Genomic DNA, 23,051 nt, shown 5'->3' with positions numbered 1-23,051 from the left:
CGCGGACTTATTCCCCGACACGCTCATTCAAAGCCTGCGGATTGTACGTGATAAACATCGCGTCCCCGTAGCTAAAAAAGCGATATTTTTGTTCTACCGCAGACTTGTAGGCATTCATCGTATGCTGATACCCCGCGAACGCGGAGACCAGCATAATCAGCGTCGATTCAGGCAGATGGAAGTTGGTCACCAGCGCGTCAATCACTTTGTACTGGTAACCCGGGTAGATAAAGATCTGCGTATCGCCAAAGAACGGCTCAATCAACTCGCTTTTCGCGGCCTGCGCGGCGCTCTCCAGCGAGCGCACCGACGTCGTACCGACCGCCACGACGCGGCTACCGCGCGCTTTCGCCGCCAGCACCGCGTCCACGACATCCTGCGGCACTTCAGCATACTCAGAGTGCATGATGTGGTCTTCAATGCTGTCCACGCGCACCGGCTGGAAGGTTCCCGCCCCGACGTGCAGCGTAACAAACGCCATCTCAACGCCTTTCGCGCGCAGTTTTTCCAGCAGCGGTTCATCAAAGTGCAGGCCTGCCGTCGGGGCCGCGACCGCGCCAGGCTTCTGGCTGTAGACGGTCTGGTACAGCTCGCGGTCAGCCTCTTCGTCAGGACGCTCAATGTACGGCGGCAGCGGCATGTGGCCGATGGCGTTCAGGATATCAAGCACCGTGCGCTCGTCGTTGAACTCCACCTCGAACAGCGCGTCGTGGCGCGCGGTCATGGTCGCCTTGATGCTCTCGTCATCGCCCAGCAGCAGCTCCGCGCCCGGCTTTGGCGCTTTGGATGCGCGAATATGTGCCAGAATACGTTTATCATCGAGCATACGTTCGACCAGCACTTCAATCTTGCCGCCGCTGGCCTTACGGCCGAACAGGCGCGCCGGGATCACGCGGGTATTGTTAAAGACCAGCAGATCGCCAGGGTTGAGCTTGTCGAGCAAATCGGTGAAAGTACCGTGCGTCAGCTCGCCCGTTGGCCCATCCAGTGACAGTAAACGACAGCTGCTGCGCTCAGGCATGGGATAGTGAGCAATCAGGGATTCAGGTAGTTCAAAGGAGAAATCGGCGACGCGCATGACGTATACTCGTGACTTAAAAACAGGCGGCATAGTCTAGTGCTCACACCCTTTTGCTGCAACAACTAGCCGCCCCCGGACAAATAAAACGCATGAATTTTCTCGCTCACCTGCATCTCGCTCACCTCGCTGACAGCTCCCTGTCCGGTAATTTGCTGGCCGATTTCGTACGCGGCAACCCCGCGGAAGCGTACGCCCCTGAGGTTGTCGACGGGATTTTTATGCACCGCCGCATCGACGTGCTAACGGATAAGCTGCCGGAAGTGACGGAAGCCAAAGCGTGGTTTCGGCCGGAAACGCGACGCGTCGCACCGATCACGCTTGATGTGATGTGGGACCATTTCCTGTCGCGCCACTGGGCACAGCTCTCGCCGGAGCTTCCCCTGCCGGAATTTGTGCGTTATGCCCATCAGCAGGTGTCGATCATTCTGCCCGACTCGCCGCCGCGCTTTGTGAATCTGAATAACTACCTGTGGTCAGAGCGCTGGCTGGAGCGCTATCGCGAGATGGATTTCATTCAGAACGTGTTGAATGGGATGGCGAGCCGTCGCCCGCGCCTGGATGCGCTGCGGGATTCCTGGTATGACCTGGATGAACATTACGATGCGCTGGAGACCCGCTTCTGGCGGTTTTACCCGCGCATGATGGCGCAGGCGAAAAACAAACAGCTCTGACAGAATTCGTATTGATAGGTAAAAGCTGGCGGAACGATTGTCACCACCTCTTTGTCTTATCCATGAACACTCTCTATACTGGCTCGCGTTGCGTTCCAAATAACCTTAGTATCTACAGGAGAATCATATGGTTCTGGTAACTCGTCCGGCTCCGGATTTTACAGCTGCAGCAGTTCTGGGCAACGGTGAAATCGTTGAAAACTTCAACTTCAAACAGCACACCAACGGTAAAGCGACCGTTCTGTTCTTCTGGCCAATGGACTTCACTTTCGTTTGCCCGTCTGAGCTGATCGCGTTCGACAAACGTTATGAAGAATTCCAGAAGCGTGGCGTAGAAGTGGTTGGCGTCTCCTTCGACTCTGAGTTTGTACACAACGCATGGCGTAACACCCCTGTCGACAAAGGCGGCATCGGTGCGGTGAAATACGCAATGGTTGCGGACATCAAACGCGAAATCCAGCAGGCTTACGGTATCGAACATCCGGACGCTGGCGTTGCGCTGCGCGGTTCCTTCCTGATCGACGCGAACGGCATCGTTCGTCACCAGGTTGTGAACGATCTGCCGCTGGGTCGTAACATCGACGAAATGCTGCGCATGGTTGACGCGCTGCAGTTCCACGAAGAGCACGGCGAAGTGTGCCCGGCTCAGTGGGAAAAAGGTAAAGAAGGTATGGCTGCTTCCCCAGACGGCGTAGCTAAATACCTGTCTGAGAACGTATCCAGCCTGTAATCGGCACGGTTTACGAGAAAGGCCCGCTTATGCGGGCCTTTTTTTATGCCTTGCGCTGCGTTTCCCGCCAGATGCGCCAGGCCATGCCCGCCAGCAGGAGCACGCCCGCGATCAGCACGCCCCACACCAGCAGGGCGTTCATCCAGCTCGCCCGCTCGCCTGCAGAGGTGGCGTTTAGCCGCCCCTCACCGCCCAACGCGACATCATCCAGAATATCGGCCTGCGGCAGGTTCGCCATATCATAGGTCTTGCGCAGATCGGCTGGGATCAGCATGTCAGGTTCCACCTGTGCAGGCTTTGCGGCGCCGTTGCCCCAGGCGAGCACGTACGGCGCTTTACCCTGCGCGTTGAACACCAGGTCATAGCGGTCGCGATGCCCCGTGACGCTCGGCAGGTATTCTGGCAGACGCGCATTCAGCGTCGTGATTTTCACTGCCTGCACCAGGTCCCCGTTAAGCGAAACCGGTCCGGATGTTTTCCCCTCCAGGCGGTAAATCACCTCTTTTTTCAGGGGATGCCATGTGTCTTTTTCCGTACGCCGCCAGGCGATCTCCACGGGAAGGACGCCATCGCCGTTCAGCGAGATGCTGACAGCGCTCAGCGGCTGCGGACGCGTCCAGCGCCACTGCGCTTCGGTTGTCGATAACTGCTCCCCTTCCCCCTCAAGATTGATCTCTTCCGGGGCCGCCTGCGCAGGTGCGCTAATTGCGTTTACGCCGGTCAACGTTACCCCCTGGCTCTGCGTTTTCAGCACCACCATGAGATAGCCATTCGCCTCGGGAGATAAAACCGTATCGGTATCGATCCGATCGAGCTTAAGGCGATCCTGACCGCTGGCGACGTCCAGCAGCGGCATATCTTCGCGCAGGGTATACCAGCGCTTAAGATCCTCGCTGTAATAGACCGACGCCGTTCCCTGCCACGGCGTCTGCGGGGTATTCCAGAGCAGCTGCAGCTGGGATATGGCCAGCTCACCCGTCGTCTGCTCCGGCAAGCTCAGCAGGTAATGTTGCCCGGCTGCGGCGGCTTTTTGCCCCTCCAGCACAATCTCAACGCCGTTTCGGGAACGGAGCCGGATCTTATCGCTGTCACCGGCGTCTGAGGCAGCCGCGAGCGGCGAGACATCCAGCGGAAAGAGGCGCAGCGCCGTGGATTGCGCTGTGGACTGCGGGCGCGTCGCGGCGATCAGGCTAAAGGGAACCGGCTCACCCGACTGGTTAAAGACGCGAACATCATGCAGATCCGCGGATTTGCTCTGCTCATAGACGGCAAGCGGCAGCATCACTCGATACCACCGGGAAGGAACGGACGTGTCGAGTGAACGACCAAAGGCGTAGTCCCGTGGCGATTCCGCCGGTACCTCGTCGCAGAACGCCGGGCCGGAAAGCGCCAGCAGCGCGGTACACGCTACCGCTTTCATCCATTTCATTTTTCATCTCCTGTTTTTGGCGGTAGCGGCGAGAAATAGCCTACGATCAGCACCAGTATCGCCACGCCGATAAACGCCACCGCGCGCGACAGACCGCCTCCGCCCGCGCTGTCCACCAGCATCAGTTTAACCATCACCACACCCAGCAGCGCGGCCCCGCAGAGCCACTCCTGCCGGGAAGCCCGACGGGTGGCATGGATCATGACCACCAGCGCACTCAGCATCCAGAACAGGGCAAAACTGGTCTGGATAAGCCGCGAATCCCACAGCGATGCCATATTCCAGGCCACGTCGCCGTACCAGGCCAGGGCGCGCATCAGCGCACCGTTCAGCCACCAGAAGCCAAACGCCATGAGCGCGACGCCAGGCCACGGACGCGCTTGCGCAAGCAATGCCGGGTAGTAGCGGTCCACCGCCCGATAAAAGACCACCAGCCCCAGCAACGCGAACGCTGCGCCTTCCTCAAGCGGGTTTACCAGCGGGAGCCAGGTTTGACGATAGACCACGCCGTCCTGGAAATTGGTCACCACCAGCAATACCAGCAGCGCCACGACGGCAGGGATCGGAGCCAGACACGCATAGAGCGCAGGCCATTCCCGGAACGGCCACGCGCGACGCCGTACCGCAGCAGAGAGCGCCATAATCACCCCGCCGCCTGCGGCCATCGCTAATCCGCTGCCCCAGGCCGCCATGCCCCACGGCAGAGACCGGGCAAACCAGTAAAGCTCGGCGGCCAGCGCCAGTAAAATCATCCAGCACAGCGACAGATGCAGCCCCATCGCGATACGCGGCAGAACCCTTTCACCATCGCGCCGCAACAGCATCAGCGCGGCAGGAAGCGCAACGCACCAGGCCAGGTTTGACCAGCCGGCGGCAACGATCTGCTGATGCCAGATCTGATACCCCACCATCAGCAGCATTACCGGCCACAGCAGCCATTTGCTGGCGTCCAGCTCTCGCCACGCCAGACGAGCGGCCACCTGCCGCCAGCCCCAGACCGACGCCGCCGTCAGCGCCAGCACGCCCGCCAGAATCGGTAATTCTTTCGTAAGTACAAGCTGCGACGCACCCAGCTGCGCAACCAGCCAGAACAGCAGCCCGCCTGCCAGCAGCGCCCAGCTGACCGGCAGAAAAAGAGTCCGCCACAGCCAGGCCGCAGCCAGCCAGCAAAGGCTGAGGATGGCGAAGATAAGGAGCAGGCTCAGCGACGTAACGCCGTCCGTTTGCGCCCACAGCGCGCTGCCGAGGGCCAGCACCAGCAGCGCCGTCCCGCTATAGCTCATGCGCCGCTGGTGCTGCTGCACGCCCAGCCAGAGAATACCCAGCCCCTCCAGCGCCCAGGCCATTGCCGTCCAGCACGCCGACAGCGCCAGCGGAATGGCGAGCGTGGCGAACCCGCCGCCGATCGCCAGTGCAGCCATGACCAGCGGCCGTCCGAGGGAGGGATAGCGCCGCAGCGCGAGGTACGCGAGGGTGAGATAAAATGCGCCGTATCCCAGCGCGCTCAGCGCCGGACCATAGTCCCAGTGCTGCGTCATACCGTACTGCATTCCGAAGCCGATCAGCGGCGGGGCAAACAGCAGCACGCCGTCAACGATCTGCTTCCCTTTTTCCTGGGCCCGCAGCGACAGCGCCACGCTCAGCACGCCGAAGATCAGCGTATTGGCAATCAGGAACAGCTGGCAGATCCAATAGTCTTCAGGCTGGTAATCACTCAGCCCCCACAGGCCGCCCACGCCGAACGTGAACAGCAGCCCGAGCAGGTTCAGCTCGCGCCAGTGCTGCCAGATGCTGATAGCAAGAATGCCGATGGACAGCAGGAGATAGAAAGAGAACAGCGCGACAAAGCTGCCGCCCCCGGTAGACAACAGCAGTGGCGCAAGATACCCGCCGAGGCTCGCCAGCATGGCCAGGCTCAGGGCCTTCTGCAGCACCGCCAGCCCGACGCTCGCCGCGCAGATCACCACCAGCAGCGCAAAAGCCAGCGTCATCGGCAGCATTTGCCAGAGCCGGAAGGCGCCAAACACCGTCAGGTAAAGCACCCCGGTCGCCCCGCCCTGGAGGATCAGCGCATAGACCCGCTGCCTGTGCCGCAGCCGCCACCCAATCGCCAGCAGAACAACGGCAAACAGCGCCGCTGCCACGAGGCGCAGCTCAAGCGGGAACAGGGAATGTTCGACGGTATAGCGCAGCAGGAAAGAGAGGCCGAGGAAGAGCAGCAGAATGCCCAGCTTCGCCAGCGGATTGCCCTGCATGAACCAGCGCGCCAGCGACGTCAGGATGCCGCCAAAGGCTGAAGGCTGTTTTGCCGCAGGGGTCGGGGCCTGGGAAGAAGCGGGTTCTGCCACCGCTGCGGGAATATCGGGTCGCCAGGGGTCGACAGGCGCGGGAGCGTCCTCCACCACTGGCGCGGTAATTGCCTCCGGCGCGGCGGTCTGCACCGGTTCCGACGCGTTCTCAGGCACGCCGCGCTGCTCAAGCGCCTCTATGCGCTGGCGCAGCCGGGCGATCTCCTGCTGCGCCGCCGTACTGCGATTAAACCCGATAACCGCAAGCACGGGCGCAACCAGCAGCGCAAAAACCAGGAATAAACAGCCAAGGATGTAAAGCTCGTCCATGTTTCCACCTTCACCGTAAACGATCTGTTAAGATTGACACAAATCGTTGCGTTTGCGCCATCTTAAAAGGTGGAAACAATCGCGTATTAGCTGCCGAACCAGATCGTCGCGGATATTGCAGGCAGCGCCAGCACGCCGTCCTGTATTGTCGCCTTGCCCTCTTTGCTCTTCCACGCAGCGACATTCAGCAGCGGTGAATCATCCAGCACCACTTCGCAGGCCTCGCCCCGGTTGATCGCCACCAGCACGCGCTGCTGGTTATAAACGCGGGCAAAGACCACGACGTTATCATGAGCGTATACCACCTGGCAGCCGCCGTAGCGCAGGGCAAGACTCTGCTTACGCAGCTTCGCCAGTCGCTGATAGAGGCTGAACAGCACTTTGTCCTGTTTCTCTGGTGACCACGGGAAGGTTTTGCGGCAGAACGGATCGTTGTTGCCGTCCAGCCCCACCTCGTCTCCGTAGTAGATGCACGGCACGCCCGGCCAGGTGAAGAGCCAGGTCACCGCCAGCGGCAGACGCGCGACATCCTTGCCCAGCAGGGATTTAAAACGCGCGGTATCGTGGCTATCGAGCTGGTTAAACATCCGCAGCTGCTGCTGATGCGACAGCCCGGCGCGGTAGTTCTCCATCCACGCCATGCAGGTTTCCGCGTCGATATGATTTGGATCGTAGGAGATATCGGTGTTGGCGAGGAATCCCCACAGCGGGAAGGTAAAGCCGCGATAGTTCATCGCCGCATCTTCCGCATCATTCTGCAGCCACTGGCGCGCGTCACCAAAGTGCTCGCCAAAAACGAACGCTTCCGGCTGTGCGGCTTTTGCCGAGCGCGTTATGCCGGCGACGTGCTGAAGGTTGTTCCGCGCCCCGCCCGCTTCGCCGAGCATATGCACCACGTCCAGGCGCCAGCCGTCCATATTCCACGGCGCCTTCAGCCAGTGTCGGACGATGCTGTCTTCGCCGCCGTAGATTTCATTAACGAGCGTTGGCGACTGGAAATCCAGCTTCGGCAGGCTCGGGTAGCCCAGCCAGTCCAGCGCGCGGCCCTCCTCGTTAAAGCTGTACCAGTCGCGCTGCGGCGAATCCGGGTTATGACATGCCCCGCCCATCGACTGGTTATGCCGATCAAACCACGCATGCGAATCGCCGCTGTGGTTGAACACGCCGTCCAGGATCAGGCGCATCCCCTCTTTTTGCGTATTCTTACGCAAGCGCAGCAGCGCCTCGTCGCCGCCAAACTGCTCATCAACGTGGCGATAATCTTCGGTATCGTATTTGTGTACGCTCGGGGCTTTAAACACCGGGTTGAGGTACAGCGCCGTCACGCCCAGTTTTTTCAGGTACGGCAGCTTTTCGCTGATACCGTCGAGATCGCCGCCGTAGAAGGTCGAGCCGCCCGCCTGCGCGGTTAACGGCTCATCCCACGCTTTCAGGATAATGTCGTGGCCCGCTGCATGGTGGTAATAGATCTTATCCTGGTCGGCACTGCGCTTTTCGCTGCGCGCAAAACGGTCCGGGAAAATCTGGTAAAAGACCTGATCGTTAACCCACTGCGGACCGTTATCCGGATAATCGACCGCAAACTGCTCCAGCCGTGCAGGCGGGAAACGGCTAAACCCCTGCGGGGTAAACCACAGCTGGCTGTTGTTCCACAAAAGCTTAAAGCTGTAGCGGCGGCGCGGCTGTCCGCTACGCAGGTCGATATTCGCCCGCCAGGCGGTGATTCCCGGCTGCGGCTGGCTGCGCAGCTTGTGCATTTTCAGCCCGGTCTCTTCGTTATCGATTTCGGCGCGGAGCGTCACGCGTTCAGGCTGATTTTCACCCGCCAGCCAGAGCGTAATCACCAGGTTGTCTTTGTTTTGCTTAACAAATGGGGCAACCGGAAGGTGCCAGGCGTTTAACATCACGAATCCCCTTTGATGAAATTGACGTCACCTTGCCACAGGGTGGTTAAGGATAGCTCACCATGATGGGATTTATTGGGGGAGGAGGACGGGGGAGGAGTTTTTTTCGGGGGCAAAAGGGAGTGTAGGCCGGGTAAGCGCAGCGCCACCCGGCATTTTTACCTTACTGCGCTTCTGCCAGCTGACGGTCGCGGCGGCATTTGAACACCCAGCCCACCAGCAGCAGCACGATCCACGCGCAGCCCACGTAGAGCGAAATGCGGGTGTCCGGATGGTAGCCAATCAGGCCAATGATAAACACCAGGAAGATCAGCCCGACGACGGTCGTCGCCACCCCGCCCGGTACTTTGAACTTCAGCGCTTTCGCCTCATCCGGCGACAGGCGACGGCGGAAGGCAATCTGCGACAGCAGGATCATGATCCACACCCACACCGTCGCGAAGGTCGCCAGGGATGCAATCACCAGGAAGACGTTCTCCGGCATGATGTAGTTCAGATAAACCGAGAACAGCAGCGCCACGGTCATCACCACAACGGTCACCCACGGCGTGCCGCGGCGCGAGGTTTTGGCGAACACCTTCGGCGCGCTGCCCTGCTCTGCCATGCCGTGCAGCATACGACCCACGCCAAAGACGTCACTGTTGATCGCCGAAAGCGACGCGGTCAGCACCACAAAGTTGAGAATGCTGGCGGCAAACGCAATACCCATATGCTGGAAAGTCAGGACAAACGGGCTACCGTTGGTACCCACCTGATTCCACGGGTAGATGGACATGATCACAAACAGCGTACCCACATAAAACACCAGAATACGCATCGGCACCGAGTTGATGGCGCGCGGAATGGATTTCTCCGGGTCTTTCGCTTCACCGGCGGTAATACCGATAATCTCGATACCGCCGTAGGCGAACATCACCATCTGCAGGGACATCACCATGCCGAGCCAGCCGTTGCTGAAGAAGCCACCGTTGCTCCAGAGGTTATGGATCCCGGTCGGCTGCCCGCCGTTGCCAATCCCCCAGATGATGATCCCGAAACCGGCCACAATCATGATGATAATGGTGGCGACCTTGAAGAAGGAGAACCAGAACTCCAGCTCGCCGAACACCTTCACGCTCATCAGGTTGACGGCGCAAATGATCAGCACCACGCTCAGCACCCAAATCCAGTGCGGCACCGCCGGGAACCAGACGCCCATATAGATGCCAAACGCCGTCACGTCGGCTATTGCCACGATCAGGATTTCGAAGCAGTAGGTCCAGCCGGTGATAAACCCGGCCAGCGGGCCGAGGTTTTCCTGCGCGTAGCGCGAGAAGGAGCTGGCGGAGGGGTTATGAACCGACATTTCGCCGAGGGCGCGCATGATGATATACGCCGCCACGCCGCCGATGATGTACGCCAGCAGCACGCTTGGACCGGCCATTTTGATGGCATCTGCCGAGCCATAAAAAAGACCGGTGCCAATAGCAGAGCCCAGCGCCATAAAGCGGATGTGGCGCGTGCTCAATCCACGTTTAAGTTTGTTAGTGCTTTCCATTTAAATCTTGCCATTCAACACGAAAAAAACAAAAAACCACGGGGCCTTAAGCCCCGTGGTTAAACAGTTTGTTGCCGTTGATTAATGGGCGTTCGATGCGACCTGACGCCCTGCAGCACGGTCCCAGATAACCGCCAGAACCAGTGCAACAACGGTAGGCATCAGCCAGGCCAGGCCCTGCTCGGACAGCGGCAGACGCTGTGTCCAGGCTGGCAGAATTTCAGCGAACGCTGATGCTTTAATCCCGTCAAGGATACCAAAAATCAGGCTGATAAACATGGCTGGCGCAATAATTCGTGAGGAGTTGTTCCACCACGGGCGGGTGAAGCTCAGCACCACCAGCACGATGCACGGCGGATAGATCGCCGTCAGTACCGGAATAGAGACCTGAATCAGGTGGCTCAGACCGAGGTTGGATACCGCCATGGAGAAGATACCAAGGATAAACACCAGGGTGCGGTAAGAGAGCGGCAGGTACTGCGCAAAGAACTCAGCACAGGCGCAGGTCAGGCCAACCGCGGTAACCAGGCAGGCCAGGAAGATGAGCGCCGCCAGCAGCATACTGCCTGCACCACCGAAGGTGTGCTGGACGTAGGCGTGCAGGATAGCCGCACCATTCGCGTTTTGATCGACCAGCATCGCGCTATCGGAGCCCAGGCGGAACAGCGCCAGATACAGCAGCGTCAGGCCTACACCGGCCATCAGGCCAGCCCAGATGGTGTAGCGGGTCAGCAGACGCGCTTCGGTCACACCGCGGGAACGCGCGGCGTTAACGATAACGATACCAAACACCATCGCGCCCAGCGTATCCATCGTCAGGTAACCGTTCACAAAGCCGTTAGAGAACGCGGCGTTTTTATAGGCGTCCATCGCGTCGCTAATCGGGCCTGCAGGCCAGACGATAGCCGCCACCGCCAGAACAATCAGCGCCACAATTTTCAGCGGAGCCAGGAAGTTACCCACGGTATCCAGCAGCTTGCCCGGATAGAGGGAAACCAGAATCACGATAGCGAAGTAGATCAGGCTGTAGATGAACAGCGGCATCGCGCCGTCACCGGTCAGCGGAGCAATACCCACTTCGAAGGAAACGGTCGCGGTACGCGGGGTGGCAAACAGCGGACCCACGGCCAGGTAGCAGACGGTAGCCAGCAGAACGCCCGCCACTTTGCCAATCGGGGTGCTGAGGCTATCCACACCGCCGCCGACTTTCGCCAGCGCGATGACGGTCAGCACCGGCAGACCCACGGCAGTAATCAGGAAACCAAACGCGGCGGTCCAGACGTGTTCACCCGCCTGTAAGCCAACCATTGGAGGGAAAATGATGTTGCCTGCGCCAACGAACAGCGCAAATGTCATAAAGCCCAGCGCGATGATGTCACGCGATTTTAAGTGATGGGTCATAAAACCTTACTGCCTGTGGATGTGGTGTTGAAAACATTGAGATTTTCGCTGCCCCTGACGGGACGATACAGCCGAAAATTTGCTCAATTTTAGCGGGATATGCTCCCGTCCTGGCGTGGAGAAGAATAGTTTTTCGATTTACCACGCAAATACAGTCGGTCTGACAGTATCTGGGGGGCAATTTAAACGCTTATAACGTTTAAAGGCAAGGTGGGATCGTAAAACCAGAACAATATGCCAGCATGAAAATACACTCCAGCACAATACGCTAATTATAAGAAAAACCCATGGCTAATCATGCGAACAAAAAACAGCCAGCCGTATAAAATTCAGACGCGTTTCGCTTGACTGCAAAGCAAACGGGCCAGCGATGGCTGACCCGTGGAAAGGTAAAATGACACACCTGCCGTCAGGCGATCTTTTTGGCAATTAATCGTTCCGGGATCACGAAGCTGAAGCGGGTTCCTTTACCCAGGGTACTCTGAATATCGAGACGGCTTTCATGGTGATTCACCGCGTGTTTCACAATCGCCAGCCCCAGGCCACTTCCGCCCGTCTGCCGCGATCGCGCTTTATCCACGCGATAGAAGCGCTCGGTCAGACGCGGAATATGCTCCGGCGCGATCCCCGGCCCGTTGTCCTCCACGCTAAACTCGGCCCCCGTTGGGGTATGCTGCCAGCGCACCACGATCTCCGTCCCTTCCGGCGTATGGTTTATCGCGTTATACACCAGGTTGGAGATAGCGCTGCGCAGCTCATCTTCACTGCCCAGCACCTTTAGCGTGTTGTCGACCTCAAAGGTCAGGTGATGCTTTTTGTGGCTTAACGTCTGCGCTTCACGCTCCACGACCCGCAGCATCATCGGCACATCGATGGTGTCATTCAGCGCGAGCGTGGGTGCCGCTTCAATCTTCGAGAGCGTCAGCAGCTGCTTCACCAGGCCTTCCATCCGGTGCGTTTGCTCGCGCATGGTGTGCAGCGCTTTTTCACGCGGCGCACCTTCCAGCGTTTGCTCCTGCATCATCTCCAGGTAGCCCTGAAGCACGGTCAGCGGGGTACGCAATTCGTGACTGACGTTGGCGAAGAAGTTGCGGCGCGCCCCTTCCAGCTGGTGCATCTGGGTGACATCGCGCGCCACCATCAGCCACTGCTTATCGCTGTAGGGCATCACGCGGATCTCCAGATGGCGACCGTTATTGAGCTTGAGATTGTGCGGACGGGTAAAATCACGCTTTTTCAGGTACAGCGTAAACTCGGGATAACGCAGAAGGTTGAGGATATTCTGGCCATTATCGTCCGGCCAGCGCAGGCCCAGCAGCTGCTGCGCCAGGCCGTTACACCAGAAGATCGTCCCTTCTTCGGTGGTCAGAATGACCGCATCCGGTAGCGACTCCGCACCGCTGCGAAAACGCTTAATCAGGCTTCCCAGCTCGCGGCGGCGCTTTTTATTTCGCATCTGCATCTGGTGCAGACCGTACAGCAGCGGCTCCCAGCTGCCGCTTCCGGGCGGCGGCGTCATGCTTCGGTCAACCCACAGCCACCAGGAGAGGCGCAGCAGGTTCCAGAAATGCCAGATCAGCAGCCCGGTGACCGACGCCAGCAGAAACCACGGCAGATGTCCAAGAAAGGCCCCCAGAATGAAGGCCGGAATACAGCATAAGATCAGTTCAAAGACGAGCCTTTTCCATGACAGACGTTCCAGCACGCGTCACACTCCTGTCATTGTTCAGAAACGGGTAGAAAAACGATAACCCGTGCCGCGGACCGTCTGCACCATGCGATCGTGGCCGCTCAGTTCCAGCGCTTTTCGCAGGCGGCGGATATGTACGTCAACCGTCCGGTCTTCGACATACACGTTAGTTCCCCAGACGTTATTCAGCAACTGCTCGCGGCTGTACACGCGTTCCGGGTGGGTCATAAAGAAGTGCAGAAGTTTAAATTCGGTAGGCCCCATGTCGAGGGGATTTTCACCGGTCATCACGCGGTGAGAAGTCGGATCAAGGCTCAGCCCCTGCATCTCAATCACCTCTTCCACCGCCATCGGCGAAATACGGCGCATCACGGCTTTAATGCGGGCCACCAGCTCTTTGGGGGAGAACGGTTTGGTAATGTAATCGTCCGCGCCGGTCTCCAGACCGCGCACACGATCCTCTTCTTCTCCGCGCGCCGTAAGCATCACAACCGGGATGTCGCGGGTCAGCGCTTCACGCTTCAGGTGTTTGATAAACTGCAGTCCGGAGCCGCCGGGCAGCATCCAGTCCAGCAGAATCAGATCGGGCCAGGGTTCATTCAGCTGGTTCACTGCGCTGTCATAATCTTCCGCTTCAACCGGCTGGAAGCCGTTTTGCTCGAGCACGAAGCACACCATTTCACGAATTGGAGCTTCATCTTCTACGACCAGAATACGTCTCGCCATACTTTGCCCTGTCTTATCTTATTTACGTTACAAGTTTGTAATTCGGCGCCATTATGCGTCAGATTTATGACAGATTTATGAAAAACAGTACCACTATAAATGGCAAACTGTTGTTTTATTACAGCGGTTATTTTCCCTTCTCTGAACGTTTATAATCCTGCTTTCTCTTTTTTGCCACGGATCAGCTATGCGCATACTTCACACCTCGGACTGGCATCTGGGTCAAAATTTTTACAGCAAAAGCCGTGCGGCTGAACATGAAGCGTTCCTGAACTGGCTGCTGGAAACGGCCCGGACGCATGAGGTGGACGCGATTATCGTGGCGGGAGATATTTTTGATACCGGCTCGCCGCCGAGCTATGCGCGTGAGCTGTACAACCGCTTCGTGGTGAATCTGCAGCAAACCGGCTGTCATCTGGTGATTGTCGCCGGCAACCATGATTCCGTCGCGACGCTTAACGAATCCCGCGACATCCTGGCGTTTCTCAATACCACCGTCGTCGCCAGCGCCGGGCACGCCCCGCAGATCCTGAAAAAGCGCGACGGGTCGCCCGGGGCGGTACTGTGTCCGATTCCCTTTTTGCGTCCGCGCGACATCGTGCAAAGCCAGGCGGGGCTGTCGGGCGCGGAAAAGCAGCAGCATTTGTTACAGGCGATCGCCGATTATTACCGCCAGCAGCACGCCGAAGCCTGTGCCCTGCGCGGTGACCAGCCGATTCCGGTGATTGCGACCGGGCACCTCACCACCGTCGGGGCCAGTAAAAGTGACGCCGTGCGTGACATCTATATCGGCACGCTGGACGCCTTTCCGGCGCAGCACTTCCCGCCAGCCGACTACATTGCGCTCGGGCACATCCACCGGGCGCAGATCGTCGGCGGCTGCGAGCACATCCGCTACTGCGGCTCGCCTCTTTCGCTCAGCTTTGACGAAACGGGCAAAGCCAAATCCGTACATCTGGTGACCTTCTCCGACGGAAAACTCAGCGCCGTCGACACGCTGGAGGTGCCCGTTACCCAGCCACTGGCGGTGCTGAAAGGCGATCTCGATGCCATCACCGCCCAGCTGGAGCAGTGGCGCGGCGTCGAGCAAGATCCCCCCATCTGGCTGGACATCGAAATCACCACCGACGACTACCTGCACGATATGCAGCGGAAAATCCAGGCGCTGACCGAAGACCTGCCGGTAGAGGTCTTGCTGGTGCGCCGCAGCCGCGAGCAGCGCGAGAAAATCCTGTTAAGCGCTCAACGTGAAACGCTCAGTGAACTGGGGGTCGAAGAGGTGTTTGAACGCAGGCTCTCGCAGGAGGAAATCGACGAGGCGAAGCGCGCAAGGATCAGCGAACTGTTCAGCCATACCCTGCATGCGCTCAATGATGAGGAAGAAAACGCATGAAAATTTTGAGCCTGCGCCTGAAAAATCTTAACTCCCTCAAGGGCGAGTGGAAAATTGATTTTACCGCTGAGCCGTTTGCCAGCAACGGGCTGTTTGCCATCACCGGCGCGACCGGGGCAGGTAAAACCACCCTGCTCGACGCCATCTGTCTGGCGCTTTATCACGAAACGCCGCGACTGCAGAAGGTCTCCCAGACGCAAAACGACCTGATGACGCGCGACACCGCCGAGTGTCTGGCGGAAGTGGAGTTCGAGGTAAAAGGCACCGCCTATCGCGCCTTCTGGAGCCAGAACCGGGCGCGCAACCAGCCGGACGGTAACCTGCAGGTGCCGCGCGTGGAGCTGGCGCGCTGCGAAGATGGCAAAATCCTGGCCGACAAAGTGACGGATAAGCTGGAGCAAACCGCCGCGCTCACCGGGCTGGACTACGGGCGCTTTACCCGCTCGATGCTGCTCTCTCAGGGGCAGTTTGCCGCCTTCCTTAATGCCAAGCCGAGCGATCGCGCCGAGCTGCTGGAAGAGCTGACCGGCACCGAAATCTACGGTCAGATTTCCGCCATGGTGTTTGAGAAACACAAAGCGGCCCGCAGCGTGCTTGAAAAGTGCGAGGCGCAGGCGGCGGGCGTCGTGCTGTTGAGCGAAGAACAACAGCAGCAGTTACAGCAAAGTTTGCAGGCACTTACTGACGCAGAGAAAACCCTGCTGGAACAGCAGCAAAACCAACAGAAACATTTTCAGTGGCTTACGCGCCATGATGAGCTCGTGCGCGAGCAACAGCGCGCCGCCGCGATGCAGCAGCAGGCGCAACAGGCGCTGACGGACGCTGCGCCTGAGCTGGCAAAACTGCAGCTTGCTCTGCCCGCCGCCCAGCTGCGACCGCTCTGGGAACATCAGCAGGAGCAAACCGCGCGTCTGGCACAAACGCAGCAGCGAATTATCGAAGTAAATACTCGCTTACAAGCCAGAACCGCGCTGCGTTCACGTATTCGCAATACCGCCCTGCGTAACCACGAGCAGCTTCAGACCGAACTGACGGCGTTGGCGCAGTGGCTGGCGGAGCACGAGCGCTATCGTCTGTTAGGCCAGGAGATTGCAGGCTGGCGCGCCCAGTTCTCGCAGCTTAACCGCGATAAAACGCAGTTAGCCTCGCTTGCTGCGCGGATAGGTGAATTACGCAACAGGCTGGCTGCGATGCCGGAAAACGCGCTGACGCTGACGGCGGATGAGGTCAGCGCGGCCATGGAGCAGCAGTCCAGGTCCCGCACGCTGCGCCAGCAGCTGACGTCGCTGCATGCCCGCTATCAGCCGCTGCAAAAGCGCCTGCGCCAGAGCAGTGAAAGCGTGCAGAAGGCCCAGGCCGAACAAAATAAACTCAATGAAACGCTGACGCTGCGCCGCCAGCAGTACAAAGAGAAAAACCAGCACTATCTCGATCTAAAAGCCCTGTGCGAAACCGAAGCAACAATTAAGAAGCTGGAGCATTACCGCTCCCGGCTTGAGGCGGGCAAACCCTGTCCGCTGTGCGGTTCCTGTGAACATCCCGCCGTTGAGCAATATCAGTCGCTTGAGCTGACGGATAACCAGCGCCGCCGTGATGCCCTGGAAAAAGAGGTCGCCGCCCTTAAAGAGGAAGGCCTGCTGGTGCTGGGACAGGTCAATGCCCTGACTCAGCAGATCCAGCGCGAGACAGACGACGCGCAGACGCTTTCTCAGGAAGAGCAAGCGCTCACTAAAGAGTGGGTGGCGGCCTGCACGTCCCTGAACATTACCTTGAATATTCAGGACGATATCGCGCCATGGCTGAACGAACAGGAACAGTACGAGCGCCAGCTTTATCAGCTCAGTCAGCGTCTCACCCTGCAGAACCAGCTCAACGAACAGGAAGGGCAGGAGCGGCAGTATCAGCAGCAGCTGGCGGCCACGCGGCAGGCGCTGGAACATGCCCTGCTCGCGCTCTCGCTTAACGCACCTGAAGAGGGTCAGGAAGCCGCCTGGCTTCAGGCCCGCGAAGCGGAATTCGCGCAGTGGCAGGAGAAGCAAACGCAGCACGGCGTGCTTCAGGAACGCATAAACGCCCTGAAGCCGCTGCTCGACGCGCTTCCGGCAGCGAACAGCGAAGACGCCGAACCGGTTATTCCTGATAACTGGCGCGCCATCCACGACGAGTGCGTGTCGCTGCAAAGCCAGCTGACCGCGCAACAGCAGCAGGAAGGGCTGGAGCGAGAGCGCCTGCAGCAGTCGCAGACGCAGTTCACCGCGGCGCGCTCGGCGAGCTGCTTTGCCGACCAGGACGCGTTTCTTGCCGCGCTGCTGGATGACGATGCTATTCGCCACCTTGAACAGCTGAAACAGTCGCTGGAAAACCAGATCCAGCAGGCCGCGGCGCTGTGCGGGCAAGCGAACCAGCAGCTGCAGTCTCATCTGGCGCTGCGCCCGGAAGGGCTCGACGCCGATGCCGCCACGCTGCAAAGCCAGCTGCAGCAGCTGGCGCAACAGCTGCGCGAGAACACCACGCATCAGGGCGAGATCCGTCAGCAGCTTAAGCAGGACAGCGATAACCGGCAGCACCAGCTGGCGTTGATGCAGCAAATTGAAGAGGCCGCGCGCCAGGCGGATGACTGGGGTTATCTGAACGCGCTGATCGGCTCCAGCACCGGCGACAAGTTCCGTAAGTTCGCCCAGGGGCTGACGCTGGACAATCTCGTCTGGCTCGCAAACCAGCAGCTTAACCGCCTGCACGGGCGTTACTTATTGCAGCGTAAGGCCAGCGACGCGCTGGAGCTGGAAGTGGTGGATACGTGGCAGGCGGATGCGGTCCGCGATACCCGTACCCTCTCCGGCGGCGAGAGCTTCCTGGTCAGCCTGGCGCTGGCGCTGGCGCTTTCCGATCTGGTGAGTCATAAAACGCGGATCGATTCCCTGTTCCTGGATGAAGGGTTCGGCACGCTCGACAGTGAGACGCTGGATACGGCGCTGGATGCGCTCGACGCGCTGAACGCCACCGGGAAAACCATCGGCGTGATCAGCCACGTAGAGGCGATGAAAGAGCGTATTCCGGTGCAGATCAAAGTGAAGAAGATTAACGGGCTGGGGTATAGCAAGCTGGATAAAGAATTTGCCGTGCAGTAAAGGTCCACTCCACATGTAGGCCGGGTAAGGCGTAGCCGCCACCCGGCTTTTTTATTGTGGCTGCCTGAATTCGCCCGCAGGCGCTTCGCTTACCGGGCTTACAGAGCCGTTTATTCTGGCCACAGCCACGCCGCGCCGCGCACGCCGCTGGAGTCCCCATGGACGGCTTTGCGGATCGGCGTTTCACACTCGCCGCCGAAGACCCACTGCTTCACCAGGTTCGGCACCGTGGCGTACAGCCGGTCGACGTTGCTCATGCCGCCGCCCAGCACAATTACGTCTGGGTCGAGAATATTCACCACGTGGGCCAGGGATTTCGCCAGCCGCATTTCATAGCGGCTCAGGGCCAGCTCCGCCACCGGATCCTGCGCTTCGACCAGACGCATGATCTCATTTCCCTTGAGCGGCTGGCCGCTCAGGCGGTGGTAATCGGTCGCAAAACCGGTACCGGAGATAAAGGTCTCAATACAGCCCTGTTTTCCGCAGTAGCACGGCACTTCGGTGCGGTATTTGAGTTCGTCTTCATCCATCCACGGCAGCGGGTTGTGCCCCCACTCGCCCGCGGTGCCGTTACCGCCGATATGGGCGCGCCCGCCGAACGCTAAGCCCGCACCGCAGCCGGTGCCGATGATCACGGCAAACACGGTCTGGGCACCGGCCGCCGCGCCGTCGATGGCCTCAGAGACCGCCAGGCAGTTGGCGTCGTTGGCCAGACGCACTTCCCGCTTCAGGCGCGCGCTTAAATCTTTATCAAACGGCTGACCATTGAGCCAGGTGGAGTTGGCATTTTTAACCACGCCGGTATACGGCGAGATCGACCCCGGTATCCCCATCCCGACGCTGCCGGTTTGCCCTGTCGCCTGCTCGGCCATCTCGACCAGCCTGGCAATCGTCTCGATAGTCTGGTGATAATCATCGCGCGGCGTTGGCAGACGATGGCGAAACAGCTGCTCCCCCTGCTCGCTCAGTGCGATGACTTCTGTTTTGGTGCCGCCCAAATCGATCCCAATACGCACAAGACTCTCCTCATTATTTTGATTATCAACAGAGTAGAAGCACGCTTCCCGATTAGCAATGCAAGCGATGCGACAATTCGTTATCATGCCCGCTGATTTAACGACAAGGCCGTGGAAATTATCATGCTGTGGTTCAAAAATTTGATGGTTTACCGTCTCAGCCGCGACGTTTCGCTGCGTGCAGAAGAGATGGAAAAACAGTTAGCCGCTTATACCTTTTCCCCTTGCGGTAGCCAGGATATGGCGAAAACCGGTTGGGTTCCGCCAATGGGTTCACAAAGCGATGCACTGACCCACGCCAGCAGCACGGGTCAAATCATCGTCTGCGCCCGTAAAGAAGAGAAAATACTGCCGACGCCGGTGGTTAAGCAGGCACTCGAAGCGAAAATTCTCAAGCTGGAAGCCGAACAGGGCCGCAAGCTGAAAAAGACCGAAAAAGATTCGCTGAAAGATGAAGTACTGCACTCCCTGCTGCCGCGCGCCTTCAGCCGCTTCAGCCAGACCATGATGTGGATCGACACCGTTAACGGGCTGATCATGGTGGACTGCGCCAGCGCCAAGAAAGCAGAAGATACGCTGGCCCTGCTGCGTAAAAGCATCGGATCTTTACCGGTCGTTCCGCTGGCGCTGGAAACGCCGATCGAGCTGACGCTGACCGAATGGGTACGCAGCGGTGCTGCGGCTCAGGGTTTCCAGATCCTTGATGAAGCCGAGCTGAAAGCCCTGCTGGAAGATGGCGGCGTGATCCGCGCGAAGAAGCAGGATCTGGTGAGCGACGAAATCGCCGTCCACATCGAAGCGGGTAAAGTGGTCACTAAACTGGCGCTCGACTGGCAGCAGCGTATTCAGTTCGTGATGTGCGACGACGGCTCCGTGAAGCGTCTGAAGTTCTGCGACGAGCTGCGCGATCAGAACGAAGATATCGACAGGGAAGATTACGCCCAGCGTTTTGACGCGGACTTCATCCTGATGACCGGCGAGCTGGCGGCGTTGATTCAGAATCTGGTGGAAGGTCTCGGCGGCGAAGCGCAGAGATAACGGGCAAACCGTAGGCCGGGTAAGCGTTAGCGCCACCCGGCTAATTTTTTATTTCAGGTAGCGGCACAGATAAGAGGTAGGTTCAGCCACCTGCAGATGGAACTCACTGTGGCCAGGGACGTTGAAAACCTGTCCGGCTGCGTAAACTTTCCATTCCGTTTCACCCGGCAGTAAGACGTTCAGCGCCCCGCTGACGACCGTCATCTCTTCCGCTTCCGCCGTGCCGAAGGTGTATTCCCCTTCCGCCATGACGCCAACGCTGGCGCGGCCAGTGCTGCTGCTGGTAAAACCAATGGATTTCACTTTACCGGAAAAGTATTCGTTACTCTGAAGCATGAACTGGCCCTTATATTTTTAGATAAAAATTCACTATAGGGGCCATGCTCATCACCTGTCACGCAAAATCATTACATGAGCAGTTCCGAGGCCAGGCGAGCCATCAGAACGTTGGATAACAGCACCGGCACATCCAGCGCTTTTTGCAGTAAATCACGATGATGCTGGTGGAACCCCAGGCAGTCCAGAATCAGGACATCGGCCCCTCTTTCCAGCAGTTCCTTCCCGGCCGCAATGAGTTTGGCCTCGCTGTCCCAGAACGGATTCGCCAGCGCGTACAAGGGCACTTTTTCCAGCACGTGCCATTTTGCCTCCTGGTTATCCATGAGCTCCTCGATGGGGACAATCACCCCCACCTGATGACCATCCACGATGGAGGCCACCAGCGGCGGAATGATGCGCATCGGTTCCAGCAAAATCGCATTGCGCGCCGTAAGTCCCTTTATGGGGGCGGTGCTCATCAGCAAAATAACGTCATATCCCTGATTATCGAGCACTTCTATTACGCCCTGCAGCGAGCGCTCGATCTTCTGGCGGGAAACATGCGCCAGTTTACCGTCACTTAATAACGTCGCCAGGGGATCCTCCCCCGCCTCGACAGCGTAGTCTTCCATGACCTCTTCCCGACTCATCTTGCCCAGCAGGCTGAGATGCGTAATCTGTTGTTCAGATACATGCTCGGTTAAGAGCGGTAACACTTCGCTTACAGGGACCACACCAATGGTGAGGATCGCCAACGTTGCCTTCATCTTTATCGCCTTCCATTACTCCAACATCGTGCACACAGGTACAGGCTCACTACGCTGCACAGTTCGTTTTTTCAACAAAACAGCACCAAGCGTAGCAGGTGATCCCGACACCGAAATGTAAAGATCGCCTGCCGATACCAGAGTTACTTGTATTAACTAAATATTAACTCCTGCTTAACTTTTTCGATGAGTAAAAAGTGTGATTCAGGCACGATCCTGGAGCGTTTAGGAAACCGCTCAGGTTATGTCGGGATCTTCATAGCGCCGCTTCGCATCCAGCGCTTCCTGTTCCGTCTCGTGTTCACTGATCAGCGAGTCGGGTTTGGGGTGATCGGCACGCAGTTGATACCAGGTCACAGTGTGACCTGTCTGGCCTTTTTCAACGGTTACAATGCGCGCTTCACGCGGATAGGGAGGTCTTGTTGGCATAGCTCATCCTTTTTTTATGTCTGAGCTATAAGTATAGACGCCGCTTAGCTGGCACACGCCAAACGCAGGGCGGTAATAATCTGAATCACAACGTCTTCGGGAGAGGCGGACGCATCCACCACGTGGTGAGCCGCTTCGCGGTATAACGCATCGCGTTCGGCCAGCACTTCACTCACCTCTTCGTTCAGCGGCCTGGAGGTCAGCGCAGGGCGTTGCCCCTCTTCCGGAAAGGCTTCCAGACGCCCAACCAGGGCCGACACCGGCGCGCTGAGGTAAATCACAATCCCTTTTTCGCGCATAAAGTGACGATTACACTCCGCCAGAACAATGCCACCGCCGGTGGCGATCACCGCGGACGGGGTCGTGACCGCTTTCAGCGCGGCCGTTTCGCGTGCGCGAAAGCTCTCCCAGCCTTCCTGCTCAACAATGTCGGCGATAGTTTTTCCGGCCTCGGTTTGCAGCCAGTGGTCGGTATCCACAAACTGGCGATGACACACGCGTGCCAGCTCCAGGCCAACGGTGGTTTTCCCACAGCCGCGGGGGCCAACTAAAAAGATGGGTTGGGTCATAGCCAGGTGTTCCCCTTGATGCCGGAAGGCTGAAGACTGTAAAGAAATAATTGCAGAAGATGTTGCGATTACTTTACTGCAAAGCGGTACGGGATGACAACCCTGTGGAGGCCACACTGTACCACACATTGACAATAATTATCATTTCGCTGTACGGCGCTTTACTTCCAGCAGCCATTTATCCAGCTCGGCAGCAAACTGCTGGCGATCGCGCTGTGACAGGCTGTCCGGCCCACCGGTCTGCACGCCGCTGGCCCGCATGGTATCCATAAAATCGCGCATCGTAAGCTTCTCGCGGATGGTCGACGGCGAGTATCGCTCACCGCGCGGATTGAGCGCTGCCGCCCCTTTCTCCAGCACGTCGGCCGCCAGCGGAATGTCCGCCGTGATCACCAGATCTTCCGCGCTGCACAGGCGGACAATTTCGTTGTCTGCCACGTCGAATCCGGCAGGCACGCGCAAAGAACGAATGAAGCGCGAAGGCGGCACGCGAATGTTCTGGTTCGCCACCAGCGTCAGCGGCATCTGAACGCGCTCGGCGGCGCGAAATAAAATCTCTTTAATCACGTTCGGACACGCGTCCGCATCAACCCAAATCGCCATATT

19 protein-coding genes are annotated in these 23,051 nt (G+C 58.6%); 5 read left to right on the top strand and 14 right to left on the bottom strand.

From position 1 onward, the window contains the following. Positions 1 to 7: 7 nt before the first annotated feature. Complete coding sequence (gene queA, locus C6A40_RS00370) at positions 8 to 1,078, bottom strand: tRNA preQ1(34) S-adenosylmethionine ribosyltransferase-isomerase QueA (protein WP_023326778.1); 1,071 nt, start codon at positions 1,076 to 1,078, stop codon at positions 8 to 10. 92 nt (positions 1,079 to 1,170) lie between these two features. Between queA and acpH the strand changes: the two genes are divergently transcribed. Both acpH and C6A40_RS00360 read left to right on the top strand, forming a co-directional pair. Continuing rightward, a complete protein-coding gene (gene acpH / locus C6A40_RS00365; RefSeq protein WP_023293170.1) occupies positions 1,171 to 1,752 on the top strand; it encodes an ACP phosphodiesterase in 582 nt (193 codons plus the stop codon). 127 nt (positions 1,753 to 1,879) lie between these two features. Then, positions 1,880 to 2,482 (top strand): peroxiredoxin, encoded by a 603-nt coding sequence (locus tag C6A40_RS00360; RefSeq protein WP_008503347.1) that lies wholly within the window; start codon positions 1,880 to 1,882, stop codon positions 2,480 to 2,482. A 43-nt stretch (positions 2,483 to 2,525) separates the two neighbouring features. Here C6A40_RS00360 and C6A40_RS00355 read toward each other — a convergent pair whose 3' ends face one another. The 7 genes from C6A40_RS00355 to phoB form a co-directional block, all read right to left on the bottom strand. After that, positions 2,526 to 3,911 (bottom strand): DUF3999 domain-containing protein, encoded by a 1,386-nt coding sequence (locus tag C6A40_RS00355; RefSeq protein WP_045335390.1) that lies wholly within the window; start codon positions 3,909 to 3,911, stop codon positions 2,526 to 2,528. Next, complete coding sequence (locus C6A40_RS00350; protein ID WP_045335389.1) at positions 3,908 to 6,529, bottom strand: DUF2339 domain-containing protein; 2,622 nt, start codon at positions 6,527 to 6,529, stop codon at positions 3,908 to 3,910. Before C6A40_RS00350 ends, C6A40_RS00355 begins: the two co-directional genes overlap by 4 nt. 86 nt (positions 6,530 to 6,615) lie before the next feature. Beyond that, on the bottom strand, positions 6,616 to 8,433 hold the full coding sequence (malZ, locus tag C6A40_RS00345) for a maltodextrin glucosidase (RefSeq protein ID WP_045335388.1): 1,818 nt from the start codon (positions 8,431 to 8,433) through the stop codon (positions 6,616 to 6,618). 163 nt (positions 8,434 to 8,596) lie between these two features. Further along, on the bottom strand, positions 8,597 to 9,970 hold the full coding sequence (proY, locus tag C6A40_RS00340) for a proline-specific permease ProY (RefSeq protein ID WP_008503261.1): 1,374 nt from the start codon (positions 9,968 to 9,970) through the stop codon (positions 8,597 to 8,599). 81 nt (positions 9,971 to 10,051) lie between these two features. Next, positions 10,052 to 11,371 carry a branched-chain amino acid transporter carrier protein BrnQ gene (brnQ, locus tag C6A40_RS00335; protein ID WP_008503262.1) on the bottom strand — a complete coding sequence of 440 codons (1,320 nt, stop codon included), beginning with the start codon at positions 11,369 to 11,371 and terminating at the stop codon, positions 10,052 to 10,054. A 409-nt stretch (positions 11,372 to 11,780) separates the two neighbouring features. Beyond that, the gene (gene phoR / locus C6A40_RS00330) at positions 11,781 to 13,076 is read right to left on the bottom strand and encodes a phosphate regulon sensor histidine kinase PhoR (protein ID WP_045335387.1); all 1,296 of its coding nucleotides are present in this window, start codon (positions 13,074 to 13,076) and stop codon (positions 11,781 to 11,783) included. Between the two features lie 21 nt (positions 13,077 to 13,097). Further along, positions 13,098 to 13,787, bottom strand: coding sequence for a phosphate response regulator transcription factor PhoB (gene phoB / locus C6A40_RS00325; RefSeq protein ID WP_008503265.1), 690 nt, complete (start codon positions 13,785 to 13,787; stop codon positions 13,098 to 13,100). A 187-nt stretch (positions 13,788 to 13,974) separates the two neighbouring features. On the opposite strand from phoB, the gene sbcD reads away from it, so the two are divergent. Together sbcD and sbcC are read left to right on the top strand one after the other, a co-directional pair. Continuing rightward, complete coding sequence (sbcD, locus tag C6A40_RS00320) at positions 13,975 to 15,180, top strand: exonuclease subunit SbcD (protein ID WP_045335386.1); 1,206 nt, start codon at positions 13,975 to 13,977, stop codon at positions 15,178 to 15,180. Continuing rightward, positions 15,177 to 18,308, top strand: a complete 3,132-nt coding sequence (gene sbcC / locus C6A40_RS00315; protein WP_045335385.1) for an exonuclease subunit SbcC — start codon at positions 15,177 to 15,179, stop codon at positions 18,306 to 18,308. The genes sbcD and sbcC overlap by 4 nt, the downstream gene beginning before the upstream one ends. A gap of 110 nt (positions 18,309 to 18,418) precedes the next feature. Here sbcC and mak read toward each other — a convergent pair whose 3' ends face one another. Continuing rightward, a complete protein-coding gene (gene mak, locus C6A40_RS00310; protein WP_045335384.1) occupies positions 18,419 to 19,324 on the bottom strand; it encodes a fructokinase in 906 nt (301 codons plus the stop codon). Positions 19,325 to 19,447: 123 nt separating this feature from the next. Here mak and rdgC point away from each other — a divergent pair, with 123 nt between their 5' ends. Beyond that, the gene (gene rdgC / locus C6A40_RS00305; protein WP_008503269.1) at positions 19,448 to 20,362 is read left to right on the top strand and encodes a recombination-associated protein RdgC; all 915 of its coding nucleotides are present in this window, start codon (positions 19,448 to 19,450) and stop codon (positions 20,360 to 20,362) included. A gap of 48 nt (positions 20,363 to 20,410) precedes the next feature. Here rdgC and ppnP read toward each other — a convergent pair whose 3' ends face one another. From ppnP to C6A40_RS00280, 5 genes are all read right to left on the bottom strand, one after another. Beyond that, positions 20,411 to 20,698, bottom strand: coding sequence for a pyrimidine/purine nucleoside phosphorylase (ppnP, locus tag C6A40_RS00300; protein WP_008503270.1), 288 nt, complete (start codon positions 20,696 to 20,698; stop codon positions 20,411 to 20,413). Between the two features lie 71 nt (positions 20,699 to 20,769). Next, on the bottom strand, positions 20,770 to 21,447 hold the full coding sequence (locus tag C6A40_RS00295; RefSeq protein ID WP_008503271.1) for an AroM family protein: 678 nt from the start codon (positions 21,445 to 21,447) through the stop codon (positions 20,770 to 20,772). Positions 21,448 to 21,684: 237 nt separating this feature from the next. Further along, the gene (gene yaiA, locus C6A40_RS00290; RefSeq protein ID WP_008503272.1) at positions 21,685 to 21,876 is read right to left on the bottom strand and encodes a protein YaiA; all 192 of its coding nucleotides are present in this window, start codon (positions 21,874 to 21,876) and stop codon (positions 21,685 to 21,687) included. Between the two features lie 44 nt (positions 21,877 to 21,920). Further along, positions 21,921 to 22,445, bottom strand: a complete 525-nt coding sequence (gene aroL, locus C6A40_RS00285) for a shikimate kinase AroL (protein ID WP_008503273.1) — start codon at positions 22,443 to 22,445, stop codon at positions 21,921 to 21,923. A gap of 141 nt (positions 22,446 to 22,586) precedes the next feature. Beyond that, positions 22,587 to 23,048: a YaiI/YqxD family protein gene (locus C6A40_RS00280; RefSeq protein WP_021241674.1), complete on the bottom strand. Its 462-nt coding sequence runs from the start codon at positions 23,046 to 23,048 to the stop codon at positions 22,587 to 22,589. Between the last annotated feature and the right edge of the window lie 3 nt (positions 23,049 to 23,051).

The sequence above is a fragment of the Enterobacter sp. GER_MD16_1505_Eko_090 genome (assembly GCF_003331015.1).
GTDB lineage: Bacteria > Pseudomonadota > Gammaproteobacteria > Enterobacterales > Enterobacteriaceae > Enterobacter > Enterobacter roggenkampii.
The sequence above is the reverse complement of the archived record's forward strand: the minus strand, read 5'-3'. Positions and strand labels throughout refer to the sequence as shown.

Bases quoted from the DNA above. Each gene is read 5' to 3' on its own strand.
- queA (WP_023326778.1), bottom strand. From the start codon at position 1,078: ATGCGCGTCGCCGATTTCTCCTTTGAACTACCTGAATCCCTGATTGCT.
- acpH (WP_023293170.1), top strand. From the start codon at position 1,171: ATGAATTTTCTCGCTCACCTGCATCTCGCTCACCTCGCTGACAGCTCC.
- C6A40_RS00360 (WP_008503347.1), top strand. From the start codon at position 1,880: ATGGTTCTGGTAACTCGTCCGGCTCCGGATTTTACAGCTGCAGCAGTT.
- C6A40_RS00355 (WP_045335390.1), bottom strand. From the start codon at position 3,911: ATGAAATGGATGAAAGCGGTAGCGTGTACCGCGCTGCTGGCGCTTTCC.
- C6A40_RS00350 (WP_045335389.1), bottom strand. From the start codon at position 6,529: ATGGACGAGCTTTACATCCTTGGCTGTTTATTCCTGGTTTTTGCGCTG.
- malZ (WP_045335388.1), bottom strand. From the start codon at position 8,433: ATGTTAAACGCCTGGCACCTTCCGGTTGCCCCATTTGTTAAGCAAAAC.
- proY (WP_008503261.1), bottom strand. From the start codon at position 9,970: ATGGAAAGCACTAACAAACTTAAACGTGGATTGAGCACGCGCCACATC.
- brnQ (WP_008503262.1), bottom strand. From the start codon at position 11,371: ATGACCCATCACTTAAAATCGCGTGACATCATCGCGCTGGGCTTTATG.
- phoB (WP_008503265.1), bottom strand. From the start codon at position 13,787: ATGGCGAGACGTATTCTGGTCGTAGAAGATGAAGCTCCAATTCGTGAA.
- sbcD (WP_045335386.1), top strand. From the start codon at position 13,975: ATGCGCATACTTCACACCTCGGACTGGCATCTGGGTCAAAATTTTTAC.
- sbcC (WP_045335385.1), top strand. From the start codon at position 15,177: ATGAAAATTTTGAGCCTGCGCCTGAAAAATCTTAACTCCCTCAAGGGC.
- rdgC (WP_008503269.1), top strand. From the start codon at position 19,448: ATGCTGTGGTTCAAAAATTTGATGGTTTACCGTCTCAGCCGCGACGTT.
- ppnP (WP_008503270.1), bottom strand. From the start codon at position 20,698: ATGCTTCAGAGTAACGAATACTTTTCCGGTAAAGTGAAATCCATTGGT.
- C6A40_RS00295 (WP_008503271.1), bottom strand. From the start codon at position 21,447: ATGAAGGCAACGTTGGCGATCCTCACCATTGGTGTGGTCCCTGTAAGC.
- yaiA (WP_008503272.1), bottom strand. From the start codon at position 21,876: ATGCCAACAAGACCTCCCTATCCGCGTGAAGCGCGCATTGTAACCGTT.
- aroL (WP_008503273.1), bottom strand. From the start codon at position 22,445: ATGACCCAACCCATCTTTTTAGTTGGCCCCCGCGGCTGTGGGAAAACC.
- C6A40_RS00280 (WP_021241674.1), bottom strand. From the start codon at position 23,048: ATGGCGATTTGGGTTGATGCGGACGCGTGTCCGAACGTGATTAAAGAG.